Raw genomic sequence first — 21,070 nt, forward strand, 5'->3', positions numbered from 1 at the left:
ACTCATGTCAACTACCGTCATTATCCTTGCTGCAGGCAAAGGAACGCGAATGCGTTCACAACTACCTAAAGTATTGCAACCTTTAGCTGGTCGCCCGCTACTAGGACATGTCATTCAAACAGCAAAAAAAATACACGCAGAAAATATTATTACGATTTATGGGCATGGTGGTGACCACGTCAAACAAACTTTTGCACAAGAAAAGATTCAATGGGTTGAACAAGCAGAACAACTAGGTACAGGTCATGCGGTACAAATGACTTTACCCGTACTTCCTAAAGACGGTATTTCATTAATTCTTTATGGTGATGTACCTTTAGTACGTCAAACAACGCTAGAGCAACTTGTTGAAGTTTCAAGTAAAACGGGCATTGGCATGATTACTTTACATGTCGACAACCCAACAGGTTATGGTCGTATCGTTCGTCAAGAAGGTAAGATTCAAGCGATTGTTGAACATAAAGATGCAACAGAAGCTCAGCGTCAGATTCAAGAAATCAACACAGGTATTTACTGTGTTAGCAACGCAAAACTTCATGAGTGGTTGCCTAAACTTTCAAATGAAAATGCGCAAGGCGAATATTATCTAACTGATATCGTAGCAATGGCTGTTGCAGATGGTCTAGAAATCGCATCTATTCAACCAGAACTCGCTTTCGAAGTTGAAGGCGTCAATGATCGCTTACAACTTGCTGCACTTGAACGTGAGTTCCAGCAACAGCAAGCAAAAGAGCTTATGCAACAAGGCGTAACTTTTGCAGACCCTGCACGCTTTGACTTACGCGGTTCTGTGAAAGTTGGACATGACGTTCGTATTGACGTAAATGTGATTATTGAAGGTGACTGTGAACTGGGCGATTTTGTAGAAATCGGCGCTGGTTGTATTTTAAAGAACACCAAAATTGCAGCTGGAACTAAAGTTCAAGCCTATAGCGTTTTTGATGGTGCAGTTGTAGGCGAAAATGCTCAAATTGGACCATTTGCACGCTTACGCCCAGGCGCGAAATTGGCAAATGAAGTACATATCGGCAACTTTGTTGAAGTTAAAAACACAACGATTGGATTGGGCAGTAAAGCCAACCATTTCACTTATTTAGGTGATGCAGAAATCGGTGCTGAATCGAATATTGGGGCAGGTACGATTACTTGTAATTACGACGGTGCAAATAAACACAAAACCACTATTGGCGATGCCGTTTTTATCGGTTCTAATAGCTCGCTGGTTGCTCCGGTAACCATTGGGAATGGCGCAACAGTTGGTGCGGGTTCTGTGATTACGAAAGATGTAGCCGAACAAAGTCTCTCCTTTGAACGTGCGCAACAAATTTCAAAAGCAAATTATCAACGTCCCCAAAAGGTTAAAAAATAAGAGGATTGAAGTATGTGTGGTATCGTCGGAGGCGTTGCACAGCGTTGTGTAACCGAGATTTTAATTGAAGGTTTAAAACGTCTTGAATACCGCGGTTATGATTCTGCGGGTGTTGCTTTATTGAATAACCAACAAATTTTACGTGAGCGTCGTGTAGGTAAAGTAATCAATCTTGCCGATGCAGTGACTGAACACCAACTTACAGGAGCTATCGGGATCGCACATACCCGTTGGGCAACACACGGTAAACCAACTGAAAATAATGCTCACCCGCATATGTCTGGTAAGGTTGCTGTTGTACATAACGGTATCATTGAAAACTACCAAGAATTAAAAGACGACCTTCAAGCTTTAGGTTATGTTTTTACTTCTCAAACAGATACTGAAGTTGTTGCACACTTAGTTGCTGAAGCTCTAAAAAGCACAGATAGCCTTTTAGATGCTGTTGAAACTGTTGTACCTCAGCTTAAAGGTGCTTACGCGCTAGGTATTATCCACAGCGATTATCCAGATGAACTGATTACTGTACGTGAAGGTTCACCACTCGTGATTGGTGTAGGTATTGGTGAAAACTTTATTAGTTCAGACCAACTTGCACTTTTACCAGTGACTAACCGCTTTATGTACCTAGAAGAAGGTGATATTGCACGTCTTACTCGCACTTCAATTGAAGTATTTGCAAATGGTGAACGCGTTGAGCGTCCAGTGCGAGAGCTTGATGCAACCGTAAGTAGTGCATCAAAAGGTGAATACAAACACTACATGCTCAAAGAAATTTATGAGCAACCAGAAGCAATCAAGCAAACAATTTCTCAAGCGCTTGATGGCAATAGCTTACGTGATGATTTCTTGAAAAATGCTGATGCAGATTTCAACAAAATTCAAAGCGTACAAATCATTGCTTGTGGTACAAGTTACCACTCAGGAATGATTGCAAAATATTGGTTTGAGCAACTGATTGGTGTGCCTTGCCAAGTTGAAATCGCGAGTGAATTCCGCTATCGCACCCCTGTAATTGTTGAAAATACACTTTATATTTGTATTTCACAGTCAGGTGAAACTGCTGATACTTTAGCTGCACTACGTGAAACTCAAAAGCGTGCGAAAGCAAACAATATCGATATTCAGACTTTGACTATCTGTAACGTTGCTACGTCTTCAATGGTTCGTGAAACTGATCATCACTTATTGACGCTTGCTGGTCCTGAAATTGGTGTTGCATCAACTAAAGCGTTCACGACTCAGCTTGCTGCGCTTATGTTGTTAATCTTGAAAATTGGTCAAGTGAAACAACGTATTAGCCCTGCTCTTCTTGAAGGAATTACGCGTGAGCTATGGCACAGCCCGAAAGTTATTCTTGATACGCTTAAACATGATCCAGAAATTTTGCGTTTGTCTGAATTATTCGTTGAAAAAAATCACTGCTTATTCTTAGGCCGTGGTACGAATTATCCAATCGCATTAGAAGGCGCATTAAAGCTAAAAGAAATTTCATATATTCACGCAGAAGGCTATGCGGCTGGTGAGTTAAAACACGGCCCATTAGCACTTGTTGATAATGAAATGCCGATCGTCATTCTTGCTCCAAATGATGAAATGCTTGATAAGCTAAAATCAAATATGGAAGAAGTTCAGGCACGTGGTGGTGAATTATTCGTTTTCGCTGATGAAAATAGCGGAATCAATGAAAAAGACCGTCAACACGTTGTGCATATTCCAGCAGTAAACGAATGGCTAGCTCCAATCGTTTATAGCGTGCCAGTTCAGTTGTTGTCGTATCACGTTGCTGTATTACGTGGTACAGACGTTGACCAGCCACGTAACTTGGCGAAGTCAGTAACTGTAGAGTAATTCAAAAAGATCATTATTAAGGCATCACCTGCTTTAATAACTGATTGATTAAGCCCGATACGCATTAATTGCCTATCGGGCTTTTTTTATTGCGTTCATATCGCTACACAGACGCTTTTACGTGAAAGAGAATCTAGTTTGATAGTAGAAAACTCCCCTAGGACCCTGTGTCACAATGGACTTTTACTTTTGCGCTGATTTAAAGTTTGAGAGATCATTGCAACACAGAGATAAAGGAGCTAAGCGAACTTAGCCCATTTTATTTTTGTCGCAGCGTTGAATGCTGCTGAACAAGTTAGGTGCAAAGCCCTGTGGGAGAACAGGACTTTGCAAACTGGTGTGTTTTAAACGTTGCACGATTTGAGGTGAATACAGTTGCGTGAGCTGTTGGCAAACACAATTGCAACTGGCTTGCATGTGTTCACCTGACAAACAAATTCTTTTAAATTCCTGCTGAGCGTTCGCATCATCATTTGTAATACTGTAAGCACCGACCACAAGGTTTAAAAACAATATAAATTTATGAAGTTTCATATTATTCTCATGATTATTTATATCCTTAAATAAAATAAAAATATTATTCGTTTAAATATTAAAATAATTTTTTAAAAAAAAATTAATCCTCCCACAAAAACACAGGAAAATAAAATAATTAAGATTATAAAATAAAAATAATTTATGAATTTAAAAAATCAGGACATAGAAAATCCAAATTTTAAATAAATAAAATAATTAAATAAGAGAGAAAATGAGTTTGAATAATGGCATGGCCAACTCCTTAAAAATGGAGTCCTACCACCAGATCACCGCGAATTAATTTATGGTGGTAGAACGAAAGAGGGTTGACAGACTGGTGCCCATAGAGACCAGCACGCACGGGGCGTCCCCCTTCCGTCCTACCGCAAAGAAAGGGGGACGCAAGGGTCTAACGACTTATAGTAAAACTATAATCCGCTATGGGGACTTACGGTCTGTCAAAACCGTCTGGCAATGTAGGCCAGCAACGAGATATTAATCGGTATAATAAAGAACGTCAATTTATTTTAATGAAAAAATTTAAATATAATAATTTAATTAATGTTTAAATAATATTATCCTTATTTTTATATTTACATCTTTTAATTAAATTTAAAATATAAACATGAGTTATATATATTTATTTAATAAAATAGATTAATCGTTAATTTTAATTTAACAGTTTGTATAAATATATAAGATGAGAAAAGTTAAGTATAAAAAATATCTTAATCTAGGTACTCTGAGCTTAGAGTTTTGTAATTGAGATTTTTTGACAGTGACTCTAAAAGTTAGATCAAGTTATTTTGAGTTTTTATAGCCATAAATCTGATTATAAAATTGAAATACTTATAAATTTCATATACTTTAAATTGTTTAAAATTCACTCAAAAATAGTAACAATAAGATAGGTAAACATGATTTCTTTAGAGCTTTTCATTACATTTTTAATTACTACAATTATTTTTGCTTATATTCCGGGTCCAGCAATGCTGTATACCGCTGCACAGACGCTTTCTCGTGGTAGAAAATCTGGTTTGATGGCTGCATTTGGAATTTTCGTAGGAGGTTGTTTTCATATCATAGCGGCGTCTTTAGGCTTAACGACCATCTTTCAAATCATTCCAAAACTCTATGATATTATTAAAATTTTAGGTGCTTTGTATTTAGTTTGGTTAGGCATTAAATTAATTAGATCGACCTCGTCCCCGACTCTTCAGCAAAATGTTGAAAATGGTCAGTTATCTTTGAAGCAGAGCATTCTGGTCGAAGTTTTAAACCCTAAAACCGCTATTTTTTATATCGCTTTTTTACCTCAATTTATTAATACCTCATTAGATTTTCCAGTTTGGTCTCAGTTCATCATTTTAGGGCTGATTGTGAATCTGATCTTTGTTTCTGCTGATGTGGTTTGTGTGTTTTTAGCCAATTACATTAGTCAAAAATTAACTAAATCGAAGAAGCCCCAAAAATCTATGTCAGTGATGGGTGGACTCATTTTTATGGGGCTAGGCGTTTTTCTTGGCTTTAAAAATCAGTAGTTTCTACAGGTAAATGTTTACCTAACAAAGAAAAAGTCACGTCCGCAACTTCCAACGGGTCTGAACTGGTCCAAATAATATGATTTCCCTCATTTGGACTTTCAGAACTTAAATGATATTGATTGAGCTGCCGAATTAATTGCGCTGTTACAGCTTCCGAAGGCTCAATAATTTGGATATCACGACCTACAATTTCCTGAATCGTATCTGAAACAAATGGATAGTGTGTGCATCCTAAAATAATCGTATCGGCTTTTTGTTCGACCAACGGCGCCAAAATATTTTCTAAATAATCCTTAACTTCCGCGGTATGTGCTTTGCCCGTTTCGATTTTTTCAGCTAAGCCAATACAAGGCACTAAAGACACTTTAATATCTTGCGCATACATTTCAATTAAACTTTTTAAATTTTTACCCTTTACCGTGGTGGCAGTTGCCAAAACCGCAATATGCTTACTTTGAGTGATTGCCACAGCTGGTTTTACGGCGGGTTCTATTGCAATAAGTGGCACATTAATTTGTGCTCTAATCGTTTCAATCGCTACAGCCGTCATGGTGTTACAAGCAATCACGATCGCTTTGCAATTCCCGTCATTTATAAGATTTGAGATTAAGTGAGTGGTTCGTGAAATAATCCAGTCACTTTCTTTGTCTCCATATGGGACATATTTCGAGTCAGCGAAATAGATAATGTCTTCATTCGGAAGCGCCTGCCGAATATGCTTAAAGAGAGACAACCCGCCTAAACCAGAATCAATCATTCCAATCGGGTTGTTATTGTTATTCATGATTTATCCTGCATTTCATATATTTAGAAAAATTCTTTCATGGTTGCTAAGTCGTTGAGCACGACTTTGGGCTGAATGGTTTTTAATTTTTCAGCCGATGTATAACCCCAACCTACCGCAGCAAAATCAATGCCTGCTTTATGTGCAGCTTCGCCATCAGTCGTTTGGTCTCCGACATAAATGGCCTGCTCTTTATTTAAATTCAAAATATTGAGAACACGCTTAATTCGTTTAGCTTTGCCAAATATAGACGAGCCACCATCAATATGGCTAAAAAGTTCACATAGTTCTGTACCAAGAATACTTTGACAGTTTTCTTTAGAGTTTGAAGTAATAATTGCGAGCGTATATCCCCGATTATGTAGTTCAATTATGTGATCCCGCATGCCTTCAAACATGTAAACTTCTTGGTTTCTTTCTTTCATTAAACGAATGAAATCTTTGGCAATCCAAGGCAGTTTCCACCTAGAAACATTCATCTCTTTCATAATTTCTTTTGGTGAAAGATGTTTGTACTGCTCTACTTGATGTAGCTCTACAGATTTAAATTTATGTTTCTTGGCAAGCTGATTTAAAGCAACTAAAAAGAAGCTAAAGGAGTCGACTAAAGTACCGTCCATATCAAAAATAATAGCTTGGTATTCTTTTAAAGATTTTTCCATTTTAAAGTTCTGAAATAAAATATATTTTTTATAATTATATTCTGTTTTCTATTGGTTTTTAAATCAGGCCCAACGAGGACCTGACCTAAATTTCGATTTTTGTTTTAAGCTGCCGCTTTTTGTTCCTTAATCCAATTTTTAATACGTGCATCCAGAATATTTAAAGGCAGTGTTCCTGCATTTAAAACCATGTCATGGAATGCTTTGATATCAAAACGGTCTCCAAGCTCCTGTTTGGCGAGCTCCCGTAGCTCTAAGATTTTCAGTTGTCCCATCTTATATGCTAATGCTTGGGCAGGAATAGCAATATATCGATCAGTCTCTGCCTGAATATCAGGTTCATCTAACGCGGAATGTTCTCGCATAAAATCGATCATTTGCTGACGGGTCCATTTTTTATAATGTACTCCAGTGTCAACCACTAGACGACAAGCACGGAACAACTCACTCGATAGTCTTCCATAGTCTGAAAGCGGGTCTTTATAGAAACCAACATCTTTACCCAATTGCTCTGCATAAAGTGCCCATCCTTCAATATAAGCGGTATGGTTGGGTTGCTTTCGGAACATCGGCAAATTTGGCAGGTTTTGGGCAATATCAATCTGCATATGGTGCCCAGGAATCGCCTCATGGTAAGCAGTCGCTTCCATTGATATTTTGGAACGTTCAGAGAAGTCCCCTGTATTCACATACACTTGTCCGGGGCGTGAACCATCAGGCGTGCCTTGATGATATTCCGCACCTGCCGCTTCTTTTTCTCGATATTGCTCTACAGGCAAAACTTCGACTTTATTTTTGGGTAATAAACCAAATAGCTTCGGCAACTCTGGTTGCATTTGGGCAATATATCCGCGATAAATTTCTAAAATTTCTTCACGAGATTTTGGGAAAACCGCAGGATTTGTTTTTAAGGATTGTTGGAAACTTTTTAAGTCATTGAAACCTTGTGCTTTGGCAATTTTCAGCATTTCCGCTTCTATACGAGCAACTTCTTTTAATCCGAGCTGATGAATAGTTTCAGGGCTTTCAGAGGTTGTCGTATTGTTTTCTACATAAAAGCGATAGAGCTCGTCACCGTTTGGCAAGCTCCATATACCCTCGTGTTGTCGTCCATAGGGGAAGTAATCTTTCTGAATAAACGTCCCGAGTTTTTGATAGGCAGGCCGAACATTCTGATCTATGACTTGTAGCACTTCACGGCTTAAACGCTCTTGTTCTGCTTTCGAAATATTTTTTGGAAATTGCTTTAATGGAGAGGCAAAAACACTGTCCTTCCCTGCGGGCGTCGCAATGCTATTAATCTGCTTTGCCACCTTTTCAATTAAATATTTGGGTGGCATCAAACCATCTTTTTGGCCTTGTTTCGCTAACTGAATACCTTGCTCAAGAATAAGAGGAATTTGTTTTAAACGAGAAATATAGTCTTGATATTGCTTAGCATTATCAAATGGAATCGAACTAATAAATCCCGGAAATTGTAAATGTAGCCCCCACATTTGATTAAAAGGCATCTCATACAATTTCAAATCATAATTTTTAAGTGTTTCTTTCAACTGATAAATCATTAAATCTTTATTTAATTGATCAGTTGCTGAAAACCCAGTGCTATCAATTGCTTCAAAACGTTTTAAAAAATTTTGCGTACTTTTTTTATCTTTCTCGATCTGATTTTTTGAAAGCTCAGTCCATCGATTGTTATAGCGTAAATCTCCTAAAACGGTTGCAGTTTCAGGACTATTTTTCAAAGTGTATTCCCACTGTTCCTGTAAAAGTTGGTTTAAAGCTTTCACCCGAACAGAGACATTACTGTTTTGTTTAGATTGTGATTTTTCGATGGTATTTGTATTTATTTCGGGGGTTGCAGCATTAGAAGAATGAGACATCCAAAATAAAACACTGATACAAGCCAATTGTAAGGTTCTGTTTTTCATTTAATTATCCAGAAATATTTAACAAAGGTTAAAATAAAGACAAAACAAATTACGTGCCAAGCAGCATATAAAATGGTGTAAAAATCGAGTATTTTTTTAACTAAATGATTTTATAAATTAATTTTCTTTTTAATTAAATTATTTATAGTTGCTATCTATATTCCACATCTGACTTTAATAGACCAAGAACTTAAAAAAAAGTGCACTTGAACGATCTCAGTGCACTTTTTAATTGCTACATTAAAAATTGTTTCTCAAGAAAACAAATATTGATAAACAATATAGGCAGCCAACTTTGCAGTTCTATTGTCTAAATCAAATTTTGGATTGCACTCGGCAATATCTAAAAGTTTGATTTTCCCAGTCTCTTGAATATGCTTAAAAATTGCTTCAAAAGTGGCTAAATCAATTCCTTTCACAGCTGGCGCACTGACTCCGGGTGCAACCGCAGCCGCGAAGACATCTAAATCAATCGTAACGTACAAACAGTCTACTTTTTCAATAAAAGCATCAACCGCCGCGAGCACGTTGTTTAGGTTAAAAATATTAACCTCATGATCGCGTAAATATGAACAATTCAGCGCATCAGCTGTATCAAACAAAACTTTAGTATTGGCATGGTTGGCGACCCCAATACATAAATAATTAAATTGTTTTTGATGCTGTTCTGAAAGTCGAGCTGCCTGTAAAAAAGGTGTTCCAGAAGTTGTATGCTCTGCTTCACGCAAATCGAAATGGGCATCGAAATTAATAATGCCTATTTTTTTATCTGGTGCGTGGGCTTGTACATAGTGGAACAGACCACTAAAGCTGCCAAAGGCAACCTCATGTCCACCGCCCAATACAATCGGTTTTAAACCATTTTGTATGCTGTTTGCGACTTGCTCTGCCAACTCGGTTTGTGCTTGCTCTAAATTGCCATATTCGCAGGTCACTGTACCCAAATCGACAATACTGACTGGGCGATGAATCGGTAAGTTAGCCAGTTGAGTACGGATTGCATCTGGTGCATCGGCAGCGCCAACTCGGCCTTTGTTACGCTTCACACCTTCATCAGAACTAAAGCCAATCAGGGCAAATTCAGCAGGTTGGGTTTTATTCATAATATGGTGAATACGTTGGTGTGCCTCACCTTCGCCATCATGTCGGCCTTGCCATTTAAATGTGTGATTCATGTGCCACCGTCTAAAAAATAACTTCTTGTCCATGCTGAACGACTCGCTTAGGCAAATCTCCGCCCAGCCAGTAAACAATTTCAGATGGATGCTCAATATCCCAAGCCACAAAGTCAGCGACTTTACCTTGCTCTAAACTGCCGTGTGTTTGCTCTAAACCGAGCGCTTGTGCAGCATGAATGGTGACACCTGCTAAGGCTTGCTCAGGCGTTAAGCGGAAAAGTGTGCTGCCCATGTTGAGCATTAAACGTAAAGAAAGTGCTGGAGATGTACCCGGGTTTAAATCACTCGACAGCGCAATACGCACGCCATGTTTAATCAGGCTTTCAATTGGTGGGTATTGCGTTTCACGCAATAAATAAAAGGCACCCGGTAATAACACTGCAACCGTGCCCGACTCTGCCATTGCTTTGACATCATCTTCGGTCATGTACTCTAAATGGTCGGCCGACAAAGCATGATAACGTGCTGCCAAGCTTGAACCACCTAGCGATGAGAGTTGCTCAGCATGAAGCTTAACGGGCAAACCTAATGATTGTGCTGTTTTAAAAACACGTTCAACCTGAGCTGGTGAAAATGCCAAATGCTCGCAGAAAGCATCAACTGCATCGACTAAACCTTCAGCATGTAGTTTAGGCAACATCTCTGTACAGATATGCTCGATATAAGCATCGCTTTGGTCTTTGTACTCTGGCGGTAACGCATGTGCAGCCAAGCAAGTGCTTTTTACCGTCATTGGTAAAGCTTCACCAATTTGACGGATCACACGCAGCATCTTGCGCTCATTTTCGTAATTGAGTCCGTAGCCAGATTTGATCTCGATGGTTGTAACGCCGTCTTTTTGCATACAGCGAATACGTTTAAGTGCTGAGCTTAGTAATTGTTCTTCGCTTGCTTCACGTGTTGCACGAACTGTACTGGCAATGCCGCCACCGCTTGCAGCAATTTCAGCATAGCTCACACCTTGCAAGCGTTTTTCAAACTCAACACTACGGTTGCCACCAAAAACACTATGCGTATGACAGTCGATCAACCCCGGGGTTACCCAAGCGCCATTTAAGTTAACTGTTTCGGAATAAGTGTCGGCAGGAAGTTGTTGTTGTTTTCCAATCCAGTGAATCAGATGCCCTTCTGTGACTATTGCTGCATCTTCAATATTGGAATATTGCCCATTTTGCATGGTCGCAATGTGGCAATTTTGCCAAAGTTTTTTCATTCGCCTTTCCTCAAAACTGCCCAAAAGTAAAGCTATTGGGCAGTTGACTTGTTAGCTTTCTATCTCGATATTTTGCGGAATTGAATTAATTTGCTTTCCCGAATTTTGCTGAGGTTTGACCCAAATACGATAAGCGATCATTAACAGAACAAGCCATGTGATTCCCACATAAATTGCAGGGCGTGAATCTGGGAAATAACCCATCATGACTAAAATGAATACCATAAAACCAATTGCAAACGCAGGAGCATACGGCCAACCAATAACGGGGAAATCCAATGCCTTAATTTCAGCAGTAGACAACTTACGGCGCATCGCGACTTGCGAAAGCAAGATCATGAGCCACACCCAAACGGTTGCGAAAGTTGCAATTGAGGCAATGATCATGAATACATTTTCAGGAATCAGGTAGTTCAGCACTACACCAATTAATAGCACGCCAGCCATAACCACTACAGTCATCCATGGCACACCATTACGTGATAATTTCTGGAAAACTCGAGGCGCTTGACCACGGTTTGCCATGCCATAAAGCATACGACCAGCACCAAATACATCACTATTAATCGCTGAAACAGCAGCAGTAATCACGACAATATTTAAAATTGTAGCTGCTGATTGAATGCCCAAATTCTCAAAAATCTGTACAAATGGACTACCTTGGCTACCAATTTGATTCCATGGGAAAATCGACATCAGTACAAAAATGGTCAACACATAGAAAAGTAAAATACGTACTGGAACTGCATTAATTGCTTTTGGTAAAGTGGTTTTCGGATCTTGTGATTCACCTGCTGTAATACCAATAATTTCGATACCACCGAAAGCAAATACAACCACAGATAAGCATGCAACTAAGCCGGCAATCCCATGCGGCATAAAGCCATCATAAATCCATAAGTTTTGAATACCCGGTACCACACTGCTATGGTCAGCATGGAAGCCGTAGAACATTAAACCGATTCCACCTAAAATCATGGCAACAATGGCGCTCACCTTGACAATAGAAAGCCAAAACTCGAGTTCGCCAAAGACTTTAACGTGAATGAGGTTAATTGCACCCAAGAACATAATCAGGGATAAAATCCAGATCCACCGTGGTACATCGGGATACCAGAACCCCATATAAATACCAAAAGCAGTGACATCAGCCAACGCCACAATGATCATCTCAAAAACATAAGTCCAGCCTGTCGTAAAGCCAGCCAATGGACCAATGTACTGTGAAGCATAGTGGCTAAATGAACCAGAGACAGGGTTTTGGACAGCCATTTCACCCAATGCGCGCATAACGATATAAATTGCAATCCCTGCAACGATATACGCCAGTAATACTGAAGGCCCTGCCATTTTAATTGCAGTTGCCGAACCATAGAAAAGCCCAGTTCCAATTGCTGAGCCCAATGCCAAGAAACGAATATGGCGGGTGTTTAAACCCCGCTGTAGTGTGGAGTTTTGTGACATTATAATCTCCAATCCTTGAGGATATTTAGTTAGATTCGGCCACTCCATGTGACCGTTTTATCAATCACACTTCAGATAAACTAGGGAGTAGTTTTGGAATAATTAACTCGTTTAAGCAGCCGCTTGAGAGTAATTCACTTGCTTGCTCAATATCAGGAGCAAAGAAACGGTCTTCACTGTAGTAAGGCACTTGAGCGCGCAAGATTTTACGAGCTTGTTCAAGTTTAGGCGAGCTTTTTAAGCCTTCACGGAAGTCTAGACCCTGACAAGCGCCTAACCATTCAACAGCTAAAATGCCACGGACGTTGTCAGCCATATACCAAAGACGTTTACCCGCATTCGGAGCCATTGATACATGGTCTTCTTGGTTGGCAGAGGTCGGCAAACTATCAACACTTGCCGGATGTGCAAGCGCTTTATTGTCACTTGCAAGAGCAGCAGCGGTAACTTGAGCAATCATAAAGCCCGAGTTAACACCACCATTTGCCACCAAGAACGGTGGAAGTTGTGACATGTGACGGTCCATCATCATCGAAATACGACGTTCAGACAGTGAACCAATTTCTGCAATTGCCAAAGCTAGATTATCGGCCGCCATTGCTACAGGTTCTGCATGGAAGTTACCACCAGAAATCACGTCACCTTGTTCAGCAAAAACAAGCGGGTTATCAGATACAGCATTCGCTTCAATTTCTAGTACTTCAGCAGCCTGACGGATTTGGGTTAAACATGCACCCATCACCTGTGGTTGGCAACGTAAAGAGTATGGGTCTTGAACTTTGCTACAGTCTTCGTGTGAATGTGCAATTTCACTCGAGTCTGTTAAGAGATCACGATAAGCCGCAGCTACATCAATTTGACCACGTTGACCACGTACTTCATGAATACGCGCATCGAATGGTGCACGTGAACCCAGCATTGCTTCAACGCTTAAGCCACCACAAACTGTTGCAGCTGCAAATAAATCTTCCGCTTCAAATAAGCCGCGTAAAGCATAAGCGGTCGAAACTTGTGTACCATTTAAAAGTGCTAAACCTTCTTTAGCTGCTAAAGAAATAGGTTCTAAGCCTGCAACTTTTAAAGCTTCAACTGCTGGTAACCATTCGCCCTTATAGCGCGCCTTACCTTCACCAAGTAACACTAAAGACATGTGTGCAAGTGGTGCCAAGTCACCTGAAGCGCCTACTGAACCTTTTAGTGGAATGTGTGGGTAAACTTCGGCATTAATTAAGGCCAACAAAGCATCAATCACTTTACGACGAATACCAGAGAAACCACGCGCCAAGCTATTTGCTTTCAATAGAATAATTAAACGTACCATTGCATCATCAAGTGCTTCACCAACACCTGCGGCATGTGAAAGAACCAATGAACGCTGTAATTTTTCTAAATCTTCAGGAGCAATTTTGGTTGAAGCAAGTAAGCCAAAGCCTGTATTAATGCCGTAAGCTGTACGTCCTTCATTTACAATTTTCTCAACGCAAGCCACGCTTGCATTAATTGCAGATGAAGCACTTTCATCTAATTTAACTTTGATCGGGTTGAGGTAGGCTTGACGTAAATCGGCTAAGGTCAGTTTTCCCGGTTGGATTAATAATTCCATGTTGGCTTCCTAATTTTTTGCACTATATTCTGCTGAGACGGTGCTTTTCACAATTGCAAAAAGCACCGCTAGTTCTTCCGTGTATTTTTATTGCGTGATCATTGGCAAGTGTAGGCCTTGCTCTTTCGCACAGTTAATCGCAATTTCATAACCTGCATCGGCATGACGCATAACACCTGTTGCAGGGTCATTGGTCAGTACGCGAGCAATACGTGCAGCAGCTTCATCTGTACCATCACACACAATCACAACGCCTGAGTGTTGAGAGAAGCCCATACCTACACCACCACCGTGATGTAAAGACACCCAAGTTGCGCCGCCTGCTGTATTGAGCAACGCATTTAATAAAGGCCAGTCTGATACTGCATCTGAGCCGTCTTGCATTGCTTCAGTTTCACGGTTTGGACTTGCAACCGAGCCTGAGTCTAAATGGTCACGACCAATCACAACTGGTGCAGACAATTCACCGCTACGAACCATTTCGTTAAATGCCAAACCAAGTTTTGCACGTAAGCCTAGACCAACCCAGCAAATACGCGCTGGTAAGCCTTGGAAGCTAATGCGTTCGCGAGCCATGTCTAACCAGTGATGTAAATGCTCATCATCAGGAATTAACTCTTTAACTTTGGCATCTGTTTTATAAATGTCTTCTGGATCACCAGAAAGCGCTGCCCAACGGAATGGACCAATACCACGGCAGAACAATGGACGAATGTATGCAGGTACGAAGCCTGGGAAATCAAAAGCGTTTGCTACACCTTCTTCTTTCGCCATTTGACGGATGTTGTTGCCATAGTCAAATGTTGGAACACCCATTTTTTGGAAATCAAGCATCGCTTGTACATGCTTTGCCATCGACTGTTTTGCAGCTTTTACGACAGCTTCCGGTTCAGTTTTCGCACGTGCACGGTATTCATCCCAAGTCCAGCCTACTGGTAAGTAGCCATTAAGTGGATCATGTGCACTTGTTTGGTCAGTCACCATGTCTGGACGTACACCACGGCGTACAAGCTCAGGTAAAATTTCAGCAGCGTTACCATGAAGCGCAATTGAAATTGCTTTACCTTCTTTTGTATAACGGTCAATACGCGCTAAAGCGTCGTCTAAATCAGTCGCTTGTTCGTCTACATAACGGGTACGTAAACGGAAATCGATACTTGCTTGTTGGCATTCGATGTTTAAAGAACACGCACCTGCAAGTGTTGCAGCTAAAGGCTGAGCGCCACCCATACCACCTAAACCTGCGGTAAGAACCCAACGGCCTTTTAAATCACCGTTGTAGTGTTGGCGGCCTGCTTCAACGAAAGTTTCATAAGTACCTTGTACAATACCTTGGCTACCAATGTAGATCCATGAACCTGCTGTCATTTGACCGTACATTGCAAGTGCTTTTGCGTCTAACTCGTTAAAGTGTTCCCAGTTTGCCCAGTGCGGTACAAGGTTTGAGTTTGCAATTAAAACGCGTGGTGCATCTTTATGAGTTTTAAATACACCTACTGGCTTACCTGATTGAACTAATAACGTTTCATCAGTTTCAAGATTTTTTAAAGTATCTACAATTTTATCGAAACATTCCCAGTTTCGTGCTGCACGGCCAATACCACCGTATACAACCAACTCTTTCGGGTTTTCTGCAACGTCCGGATCAAGGTTATTCATCAACATACGTAATGGAGCTTCAGTTAACCAACTTTTAGCCGTCAATTCAGTGCCGCGTGGCGCACGAATTTCTACATCACGAAATTTTGTTGTCATTGTTGTCACAGGCGGACTCCTTCCTTTGAGCTTACATCAGCAGAACATCACTTGTTTCTGCATTTGTATAGTAATGTATTAACTTGTATATACATCCATATACTACACAAATATTTTTCGGCGTGAAGAGGGTGACTGATATTTTTTTAATAAAATTGAATAAGCTTATGAATTAAATTAGTTTATTTTTATATCAAGCATAAAAAAAGCACATATCTTTTCACGAGACATGTGCTTTTGAATAAGCAAATTACTTAAGTTTTAACGTTGAATTAGCTCCATGACATAGCAGCTTTTGAGTTGTTTTTTGGGAAAACTAATCGATGTCACGCCAGCGTTTTTCTCAATTTTTAGTGTTTCTTGAGCAGCAAGCTGAACGGAATGATCATCAACGTTCACTTCCGTTTCACTACCCTGATTAAAAATGAAAATCAGGTCTGCCGAACTGATAAATGCCTGCTCCGCTGTATCATTCAACCACTGAAAACGAGCATGAAACTTTGCAGGATCATAAATTAAATTTAAATCTCGAATTGCACCGTCGACCAGTTCACTTTGGACCTGACTCTCGCCATGGAAAGCAAAAATATCACCTTGGTTCAGCGTTTTGGCAGGAAGATCATCGACATGCAATACCATACCCTGTCCATCGAGTACGCTAATAATGCGCTGCTTATTGGGAAATAGCGAAAATGGCCCAGAAGTGGTCACATCTGCCATCGAAATACGCCAATCGAAATCAGCTTCACCTTGGCTTCTGGCAATTTCTAAAGTAAAACCTGCACCATTTTTCCAAAGCATTTTTGTATATTGATCGGCCCTGATCAATTCAATCATGGGTTAAATTTCCCTTCGAGATAATAGCGGCTGCCCGGATAAATCAGACGTGCGCTTGAAATCAACTGCTTGTTTGACCATGTACGACGACGGATCAGTAAGCATGGCTCAGCTTTAGTGATCTTTAACCATTTACACTCTTGCGGCGATGCTAAAACTGCCTCAACAATATGCTCACCTTCTGAGACAGGTGCTTTCGCCATTAAATAAGCATTAGGCGTAATGGTTTTAAAATCTTGTTGTAGATAATCTGGAATCAGTGCTGCATCAACTAAACGATCTTCGACCTGAACAGGTACATCATTTTCATAATGCACAATAATCGAGTGAAATAATCTTTGCCCTTCGCGAGTCTGCATTAACACGCTTTGCTCTGCATTTGCATAAATTTGTTCTAAGACTAAAACTTCAGCGTGATGCTTATGGTTTCGTGCAATAATCTCATCGGCGATATTATTAATCTGAAAAAGTGCAGTTCGGCCTTGCCCTTCCGCAACGAAAGAACCAACGCCTTGAATTCGAACAAGTAGGCCCTCCGTCGTTAACTCACGAAGCGCACGGTTTACAGTCATACGGCTACAACCGAGTTGATTAACCAGTTCACTTTCCGAAGGAATTTTTTTATTTACAGCCCATGAACCTTCATAAATTTTTTGTGAAATCAGTTGTTTTACGCGTTGATATAAAGGAACTGGACTATCAGCTTCAATCGAAAGCTCAGCATGTTCTTGTTTTGATGTTCTGGGCATAACAAATACTCAAAAAGGCGGCAGGCAAAATCATATTTTAGTTGACATGCTATGTATATACAACCACATACAACATGTTAATTTATGAATTAAATAGATTTTAAAAAGTTAAAAAAATAAACATAGCTCAATAAGAGCTAATTTAAAGTTTTATGTAGAGAAATTCAAATATATAAAGGCTTTATCAATATTTATTTAATAGTTATTTCTGCTATGCCTGTGCTCAATTCAAGGATGTAAAAAGTATTGTCTTTTCTGATTTACGAAATGCTGCTTAAAATTTTTATTTAAAATAACTCATCGATAGTATTCTTCTGCCACACAGTATATTAATAAAACTGGAAGCACATCGAATGCGTAATTATAAAATAGATATTCTTCGAGGAATGTCTATCCTTTTGGTTCTTTTACACCATTTTAATATTCCTTATAAACTTAAAGATACATGGTTAGGTTTTGATTTCTTAGGTGAAGCATTTAGCACAGTCATCGCAAGAAATGGAAATTATGGCGTCACCATGTTTTTTGTGATTTCGGGTTTTTTAATTACCCATCACACCTTAAAAAGAGACAAACAATTCTCCGCAATTAACCTCAAACATTTTTACATCCGACGAGCAGCACGTATTTTACCGTGCCTGTTATTACTCATTTTAGGTGTAAGCATACTCGGTTCGTTTGACTTAAAACCCTTTATGAACCAAGCTCCGAATGGCATTGAGGTTTCCTATCCGCTAACAATTTTTGCGGCTTTAACCTTCTGGATGAATATCCTGATTATTAAATTCGGTTGGGTAAACTATGCTTTGGGCGTGTTGTGGTCGCTCTCTGTAGAAGAAGTTTTTTACTTTGTTTTTCCATTATTATGCCTGTTCACGCGTAGTAATAAGGTCTTTATTGCTGTACTGATTGGAGTCATTTTATACGGACCTTATTTTAGGTCTCTCCATTTTGGAGAAGAAAGCGGTGCCTATTTATATCATTATTTTTCAAGTTTTGATGGTATAGCAATTGGCTGTTTAACTGCCATTTTCTCTCATAAATATCAGCCAAATTGGCCCTATAAAAAACCTCTTTCATGGTTAATTATTTTGAGTATGACCGCTCTATATTTATATGCACCAATTAAAGAAGTCAGTACATGGGGTATCAGCTTATTTGCTTTTGCTACAGGCTTACTTATTTTGTGTTTTCAGCATCCTTCCGAAACGCAAGCGCATAACCTATTTACCAAAGTGATGGTCTGGTTAGGGCAAAGAAGTTACGAAACTTATTTGTTTCATCTGGTTGTATTGGGCCTTATGAAGGTTGCTTTTATTCCGGCCCAAACCGACTCTAGCATCAAAATTATGCTTTTAATTGGCTATTTGGTTCTGACTTTTATCATCAGCGCAGTGATTGAAAAATATTATTCCACACCGCTTAACAGCTACATTCGAAAGGTTTTTATTAAAGACAAATCATAAAAATAAGCCCCTTTAAAATAGGGGCTTATTTAATTAAGCGATCAACATGGTTTCATCTTCTTGTTTAAAAGGATTAGGCCAGTTCTGCCAAACTTGTGGTCCTAAAGCCATTTCTTCATCACTTAACAAGCAGCGATCCAAGCGTTGTATTAAAGCTTGCTCATCCATTTGCATACCAATTAAAACCAGTTCCTGACGTGCATCTCCTGTGCGTGCATCCCAATTTTTCTTAATTTCTTCAATGCTGGCTAGGTCACTCGGCCAGTCTTCTTCTGCAACGGCGGCCCACCAATAACCTGCCAAGCCGTGTCGAGCCATTGCACCTGCTTGTGACCATGAATAGGCCAATGTCGGTTCGGCAGCCAACCAGAAAAAGCCTTTAGAACGCACGACTCCCGGCCATTCAGCCTGAACCAAATCATAAAAACGCTCTGGATGGAAAGGTCGACGCGCACGGTAAACAAAGCTACTGATTCCATATTCTTCAGTCTCAGGGGTATGCTCGCCGCGTAACTCTTTTAACCAACCTGGTGCTTGTGCAGCTTCATCAAAATCGAAGAGCTGTGTATCTAAGATTTTATCTAAGGCAATCTTTCCAAATTGAGCAATTTCAATTCGGGCACGCGGGTTTAATGTTTTTAAAATTGCGATAAGCTGGTCTTGCTGAGCCTGATCAATCAAATCAATTTTATTCAGCACGATTACATCACAAAACTCGATTTGATCAATAAGAAGATCGACTACAGTTCTTTCATCTTGCTCACCTAATGATTCGCCACGTTGTTGTAGGGAGTCAACTGAACTGTAATCTTTAAAGAAGTTAAAAGCATCGACTACCGTAACCATAGTGTCGAGTCGAGCGAACTCATTTAGCGAGTTTCCATCTTCATCTTCAAAGGTAAAAGTTTCTGCTACTGGCAACGGTTCTGAAATGCCTGTTGACTCAATCACCAATTGGTCAAAGCGCCGTTCGTCAGCTAAACGTCTCACCTCAACCAATAAATCTTCGCGTAACGTACAACAGATACAACCATTGCTCATTTCAACCAGCTTTTCATCCGTTCTTGAAAGCTCTGCCCCACCTTCGCGTACTAATGCCGCATCAATATTCACTTCAGACATATCATTGACAATCACGGCAATACGGCGGCCTTCGCGATTATTTAAAATATGGTTGAGTAATGTGGTTTTTCCTGCACCCAAAAAGCCTGATAAAACAGTGACGGGAAGCTTGGCAAATGAGTTGGCGATTGCAGTGCGCATGGCTTGATCTCTTCGAATAATATTTAAACTGATCATGGCTGGCCATCTAGGTATGGCCAGATCACAGGCGTAATCTATTTCTAAACCACAATAATGTTATGTTATAACATAACCATTGATCAAGTTTTTATTCCGCTTTTATTTAAATCAATTTACTTAGTCGTTGAAAAAATTGCTTTTATAGTCCCTGACAAATTGAGGTTTTGTAGTGATGGTCAGGCCCCCATGCACGGAATCCTTGGCTATCAATATGGATTTGTCCTGAAGCATAAACACCTAGTCCCATATTAAGCGCTTGGCCTTTAGTCGCCCAGAACTGACAAAGCTTAGTTTTAGTTTGCTGAATATTGAATTGGTCTAAATCGGTAGGCTGTTCTGGGCCAATTCGGAAATCAAGCGCTGCATTAAAGACATGTCGAGAAGCATCAGCACCACCTGCACAGCGGTTTAGAGACAACGCTCGGTAGACCGAAGTCACTTCAAAATCATTAATTACGCCATCATCAACTAACGCTTTTAAAATGCTAAACGTCGGAACGATATTGGACCAAATCTCCCGTGGTGGCACCGCGTAAGGCTCAACTCCACATTTTTGCCAATCGCGAGCTGAGTTTAATAATTCATGGTCTGGCACTAAATCTGCAAGTCCCTTTTGCTTAAGAAATTGCTTGTAAGCTTGTACAGCCTGTCGATGGTCTGCTGAAGCTAACCACGCAACATACGCCTCGGGTTGAGACTTTATTTTGACCACTGGTTTTGTAGGTTGAGGTAAAGGTGTTTGGGTATGCAGAGGGGTTGTTAGCTTGGGTGTTTGAGTGCTACATGCTGTGAGAGATAATAAAATTAAACCGAAATAACGCTTCATAAATATGCTCTATCTTCACC

The 21,070-nt window shown here is 39.9% G+C and carries 16 protein-coding genes and 1 pseudogene; 4 read left to right on the plus strand and 13 right to left on the minus strand.

The genetic code is table 11. The features are described 5' to 3' along the window. Positions 1-4 precede the first annotated feature (4 nt). Together glmU and glmS are read left to right on the plus strand one after the other, a co-directional pair. Positions 5-1,369, plus strand: a complete 1,365-nt coding sequence (glmU, locus tag ACTJJH_RS06130) for a bifunctional UDP-N-acetylglucosamine diphosphorylase/glucosamine-1-phosphate N-acetyltransferase GlmU (protein WP_032005035.1) — start codon at positions 5-7, stop codon at positions 1,367-1,369. Between the two features lie 12 nt (positions 1,370-1,381). Beyond that, positions 1,382-3,220, plus strand: coding sequence for a glutamine--fructose-6-phosphate transaminase (isomerizing) (gene glmS, locus ACTJJH_RS06135; protein WP_440600886.1), 1,839 nt, complete (start codon positions 1,382-1,384; stop codon positions 3,218-3,220). Positions 3,221-3,459: 239 nt separating this feature from the next. Here the strand turns inward: glmS and ACTJJH_RS06140 are convergent. After that, positions 3,460-3,754: pseudogene (locus ACTJJH_RS06140) on the minus strand (hypothetical protein). 899 nt (positions 3,755-4,653) lie between these two features. Between ACTJJH_RS06140 and ACTJJH_RS06145 the strand changes: the two are divergent. Next, complete coding sequence (locus ACTJJH_RS06145) at positions 4,654-5,277, plus strand: LysE family translocator (RefSeq protein WP_125739451.1); 624 nt, start codon at positions 4,654-4,656, stop codon at positions 5,275-5,277. On the opposite strand, the gene murI is transcribed toward ACTJJH_RS06145, so the two are convergent. The 10 genes from murI to hutC form a co-directional block, all read right to left on the minus strand. After that, positions 5,264-6,064, minus strand: a complete 801-nt coding sequence (gene murI / locus ACTJJH_RS06150; protein ID WP_440600887.1) for a glutamate racemase — start codon at positions 6,062-6,064, stop codon at positions 5,264-5,266. The genes ACTJJH_RS06145 and murI overlap by 14 nt on opposite strands. 23 nt (positions 6,065-6,087) lie before the next feature. Beyond that, positions 6,088-6,726, minus strand: a complete 639-nt coding sequence (locus ACTJJH_RS06155; protein WP_440600888.1) for an HAD family hydrolase — start codon at positions 6,724-6,726, stop codon at positions 6,088-6,090. Positions 6,727-6,830: 104 nt separating this feature from the next. Further along, positions 6,831-8,657, minus strand: a complete 1,827-nt coding sequence (locus tag ACTJJH_RS06160; protein WP_440600889.1) for a DUF885 domain-containing protein — start codon at positions 8,655-8,657, stop codon at positions 6,831-6,833. A 254-nt stretch (positions 8,658-8,911) separates the two neighbouring features. Next, complete coding sequence (hutG, locus tag ACTJJH_RS06165) at positions 8,912-9,832, minus strand: formimidoylglutamase (protein WP_440600890.1); 921 nt, start codon at positions 9,830-9,832, stop codon at positions 8,912-8,914. 10 nt (positions 9,833-9,842) lie between these two features. Then, positions 9,843-11,048 (minus strand): imidazolonepropionase, encoded by a 1,206-nt coding sequence (hutI, locus tag ACTJJH_RS06170; protein ID WP_440600891.1) that lies wholly within the window; start codon positions 11,046-11,048, stop codon positions 9,843-9,845. 51 nt (positions 11,049-11,099) lie between these two features. Next, on the minus strand, positions 11,100-12,512 hold the full coding sequence (locus ACTJJH_RS06175) for an amino acid permease (protein ID WP_017481863.1): 1,413 nt from the start codon (positions 12,510-12,512) through the stop codon (positions 11,100-11,102). A 64-nt stretch (positions 12,513-12,576) separates the two neighbouring features. After that, a complete protein-coding gene (hutH, locus tag ACTJJH_RS06180; protein WP_000421598.1) occupies positions 12,577-14,115 on the minus strand; it encodes a histidine ammonia-lyase in 1,539 nt (512 codons plus the stop codon). 87 nt (positions 14,116-14,202) lie between these two features. Continuing rightward, positions 14,203-15,870: a urocanate hydratase gene (gene hutU / locus ACTJJH_RS06185; RefSeq protein WP_014207979.1), complete on the minus strand. Its 1,668-nt coding sequence runs from the start codon at positions 15,868-15,870 to the stop codon at positions 14,203-14,205. A 261-nt stretch (positions 15,871-16,131) separates the two neighbouring features. Further along, positions 16,132-16,707, minus strand: coding sequence for a HutD/Ves family protein (locus ACTJJH_RS06190; RefSeq protein ID WP_032005044.1), 576 nt, complete (start codon positions 16,705-16,707; stop codon positions 16,132-16,134). Then, entirely contained in the window at positions 16,704-17,456 is a 753-nt protein-coding gene (gene hutC, locus ACTJJH_RS06195; RefSeq protein ID WP_005066641.1) for a histidine utilization repressor, read from the minus strand. The genes ACTJJH_RS06190 and hutC overlap by 4 nt, the downstream gene beginning before the upstream one ends. Positions 17,457-17,809: 353 nt before the next feature. Between hutC and ACTJJH_RS06200 the strand changes: the two genes are divergently transcribed. Beyond that, entirely contained in the window at positions 17,810-18,922 is a 1,113-nt protein-coding gene (locus ACTJJH_RS06200; protein WP_440600892.1) for an acyltransferase family protein, read from the plus strand. 33 nt (positions 18,923-18,955) lie between these two features. On the opposite strand, the gene zigA is transcribed toward ACTJJH_RS06200, so the two are convergent. Both zigA and zrlA read right to left on the minus strand, forming a co-directional pair. After that, complete coding sequence (zigA, locus tag ACTJJH_RS06205; RefSeq protein ID WP_372549104.1) at positions 18,956-20,221, minus strand: zinc metallochaperone GTPase ZigA; 1,266 nt, start codon at positions 20,219-20,221, stop codon at positions 18,956-18,958. Between the two features lie 142 nt (positions 20,222-20,363). Continuing rightward, complete coding sequence (gene zrlA, locus ACTJJH_RS06210; protein ID WP_440600893.1) at positions 20,364-21,050, minus strand: D-Ala-D-Ala carboxypeptidase ZrlA; 687 nt, start codon at positions 21,048-21,050, stop codon at positions 20,364-20,366. Positions 21,051-21,070 lie beyond the last annotated feature (20 nt).

The organism is Acinetobacter sp. 22301 (assembly GCF_052045285.1).
GTDB lineage: Bacteria > Pseudomonadota > Gammaproteobacteria > Pseudomonadales > Moraxellaceae > Acinetobacter > Acinetobacter pittii.

Excerpts from the sequence above, each read along its gene's own strand:
- murI (WP_440600887.1), bottom strand. The coding sequence starts at position 6,064 with ATGAATAACAATAACAACCCGATTGGAATGATTGATTCTGGTTTAGGC.
- ACTJJH_RS06155 (WP_440600888.1), bottom strand. The coding sequence starts at position 6,726 with ATGGAAAAATCTTTAAAAGAATACCAAGCTATTATTTTTGATATGGAC.
- ACTJJH_RS06160 (WP_440600889.1), bottom strand. The coding sequence starts at position 8,657 with ATGAAAAACAGAACCTTACAATTGGCTTGTATCAGTGTTTTATTTTGG.
- zrlA (WP_440600893.1), bottom strand. The coding sequence starts at position 21,050 with ATGAAGCGTTATTTCGGTTTAATTTTATTATCTCTCACAGCATGTAGC.
- hutC (WP_005066641.1), bottom strand. The coding sequence starts at position 17,456 with ATGCCCAGAACATCAAAACAAGAACATGCTGAGCTTTCGATTGAAGCT.
- ACTJJH_RS06175 (WP_017481863.1), bottom strand. The coding sequence starts at position 12,512 with ATGTCACAAAACTCCACACTACAGCGGGGTTTAAACACCCGCCATATT.
- zigA (WP_372549104.1), bottom strand. The coding sequence starts at position 20,221 with ATGATCAGTTTAAATATTATTCGAAGAGATCAAGCCATGCGCACTGCA.
- hutU (WP_014207979.1), bottom strand. The coding sequence starts at position 15,870 with ATGACAACAAAATTTCGTGATGTAGAAATTCGTGCGCCACGCGGCACT.
- ACTJJH_RS06190 (WP_032005044.1), bottom strand. The coding sequence starts at position 16,707 with ATGATTGAATTGATCAGGGCCGATCAATATACAAAAATGCTTTGGAAA.
- hutG (WP_440600890.1), bottom strand. The coding sequence starts at position 9,832 with ATGAATCACACATTTAAATGGCAAGGCCGACATGATGGCGAAGGTGAG.
- hutH (WP_000421598.1), bottom strand. The coding sequence starts at position 14,115 with ATGGAATTATTAATCCAACCGGGAAAACTGACCTTAGCCGATTTACGT.
- ACTJJH_RS06200 (WP_440600892.1), top strand. The coding sequence starts at position 17,810 with ATGCGTAATTATAAAATAGATATTCTTCGAGGAATGTCTATCCTTTTG.
- ACTJJH_RS06145 (WP_125739451.1), top strand. The coding sequence starts at position 4,654 with ATGATTTCTTTAGAGCTTTTCATTACATTTTTAATTACTACAATTATT.
- glmU (WP_032005035.1), top strand. The coding sequence starts at position 5 with ATGTCAACTACCGTCATTATCCTTGCTGCAGGCAAAGGAACGCGAATG.
- hutI (WP_440600891.1), bottom strand. The coding sequence starts at position 11,048 with ATGAAAAAACTTTGGCAAAATTGCCACATTGCGACCATGCAAAATGGG.
- glmS (WP_440600886.1), top strand. The coding sequence starts at position 1,382 with ATGTGTGGTATCGTCGGAGGCGTTGCACAGCGTTGTGTAACCGAGATT.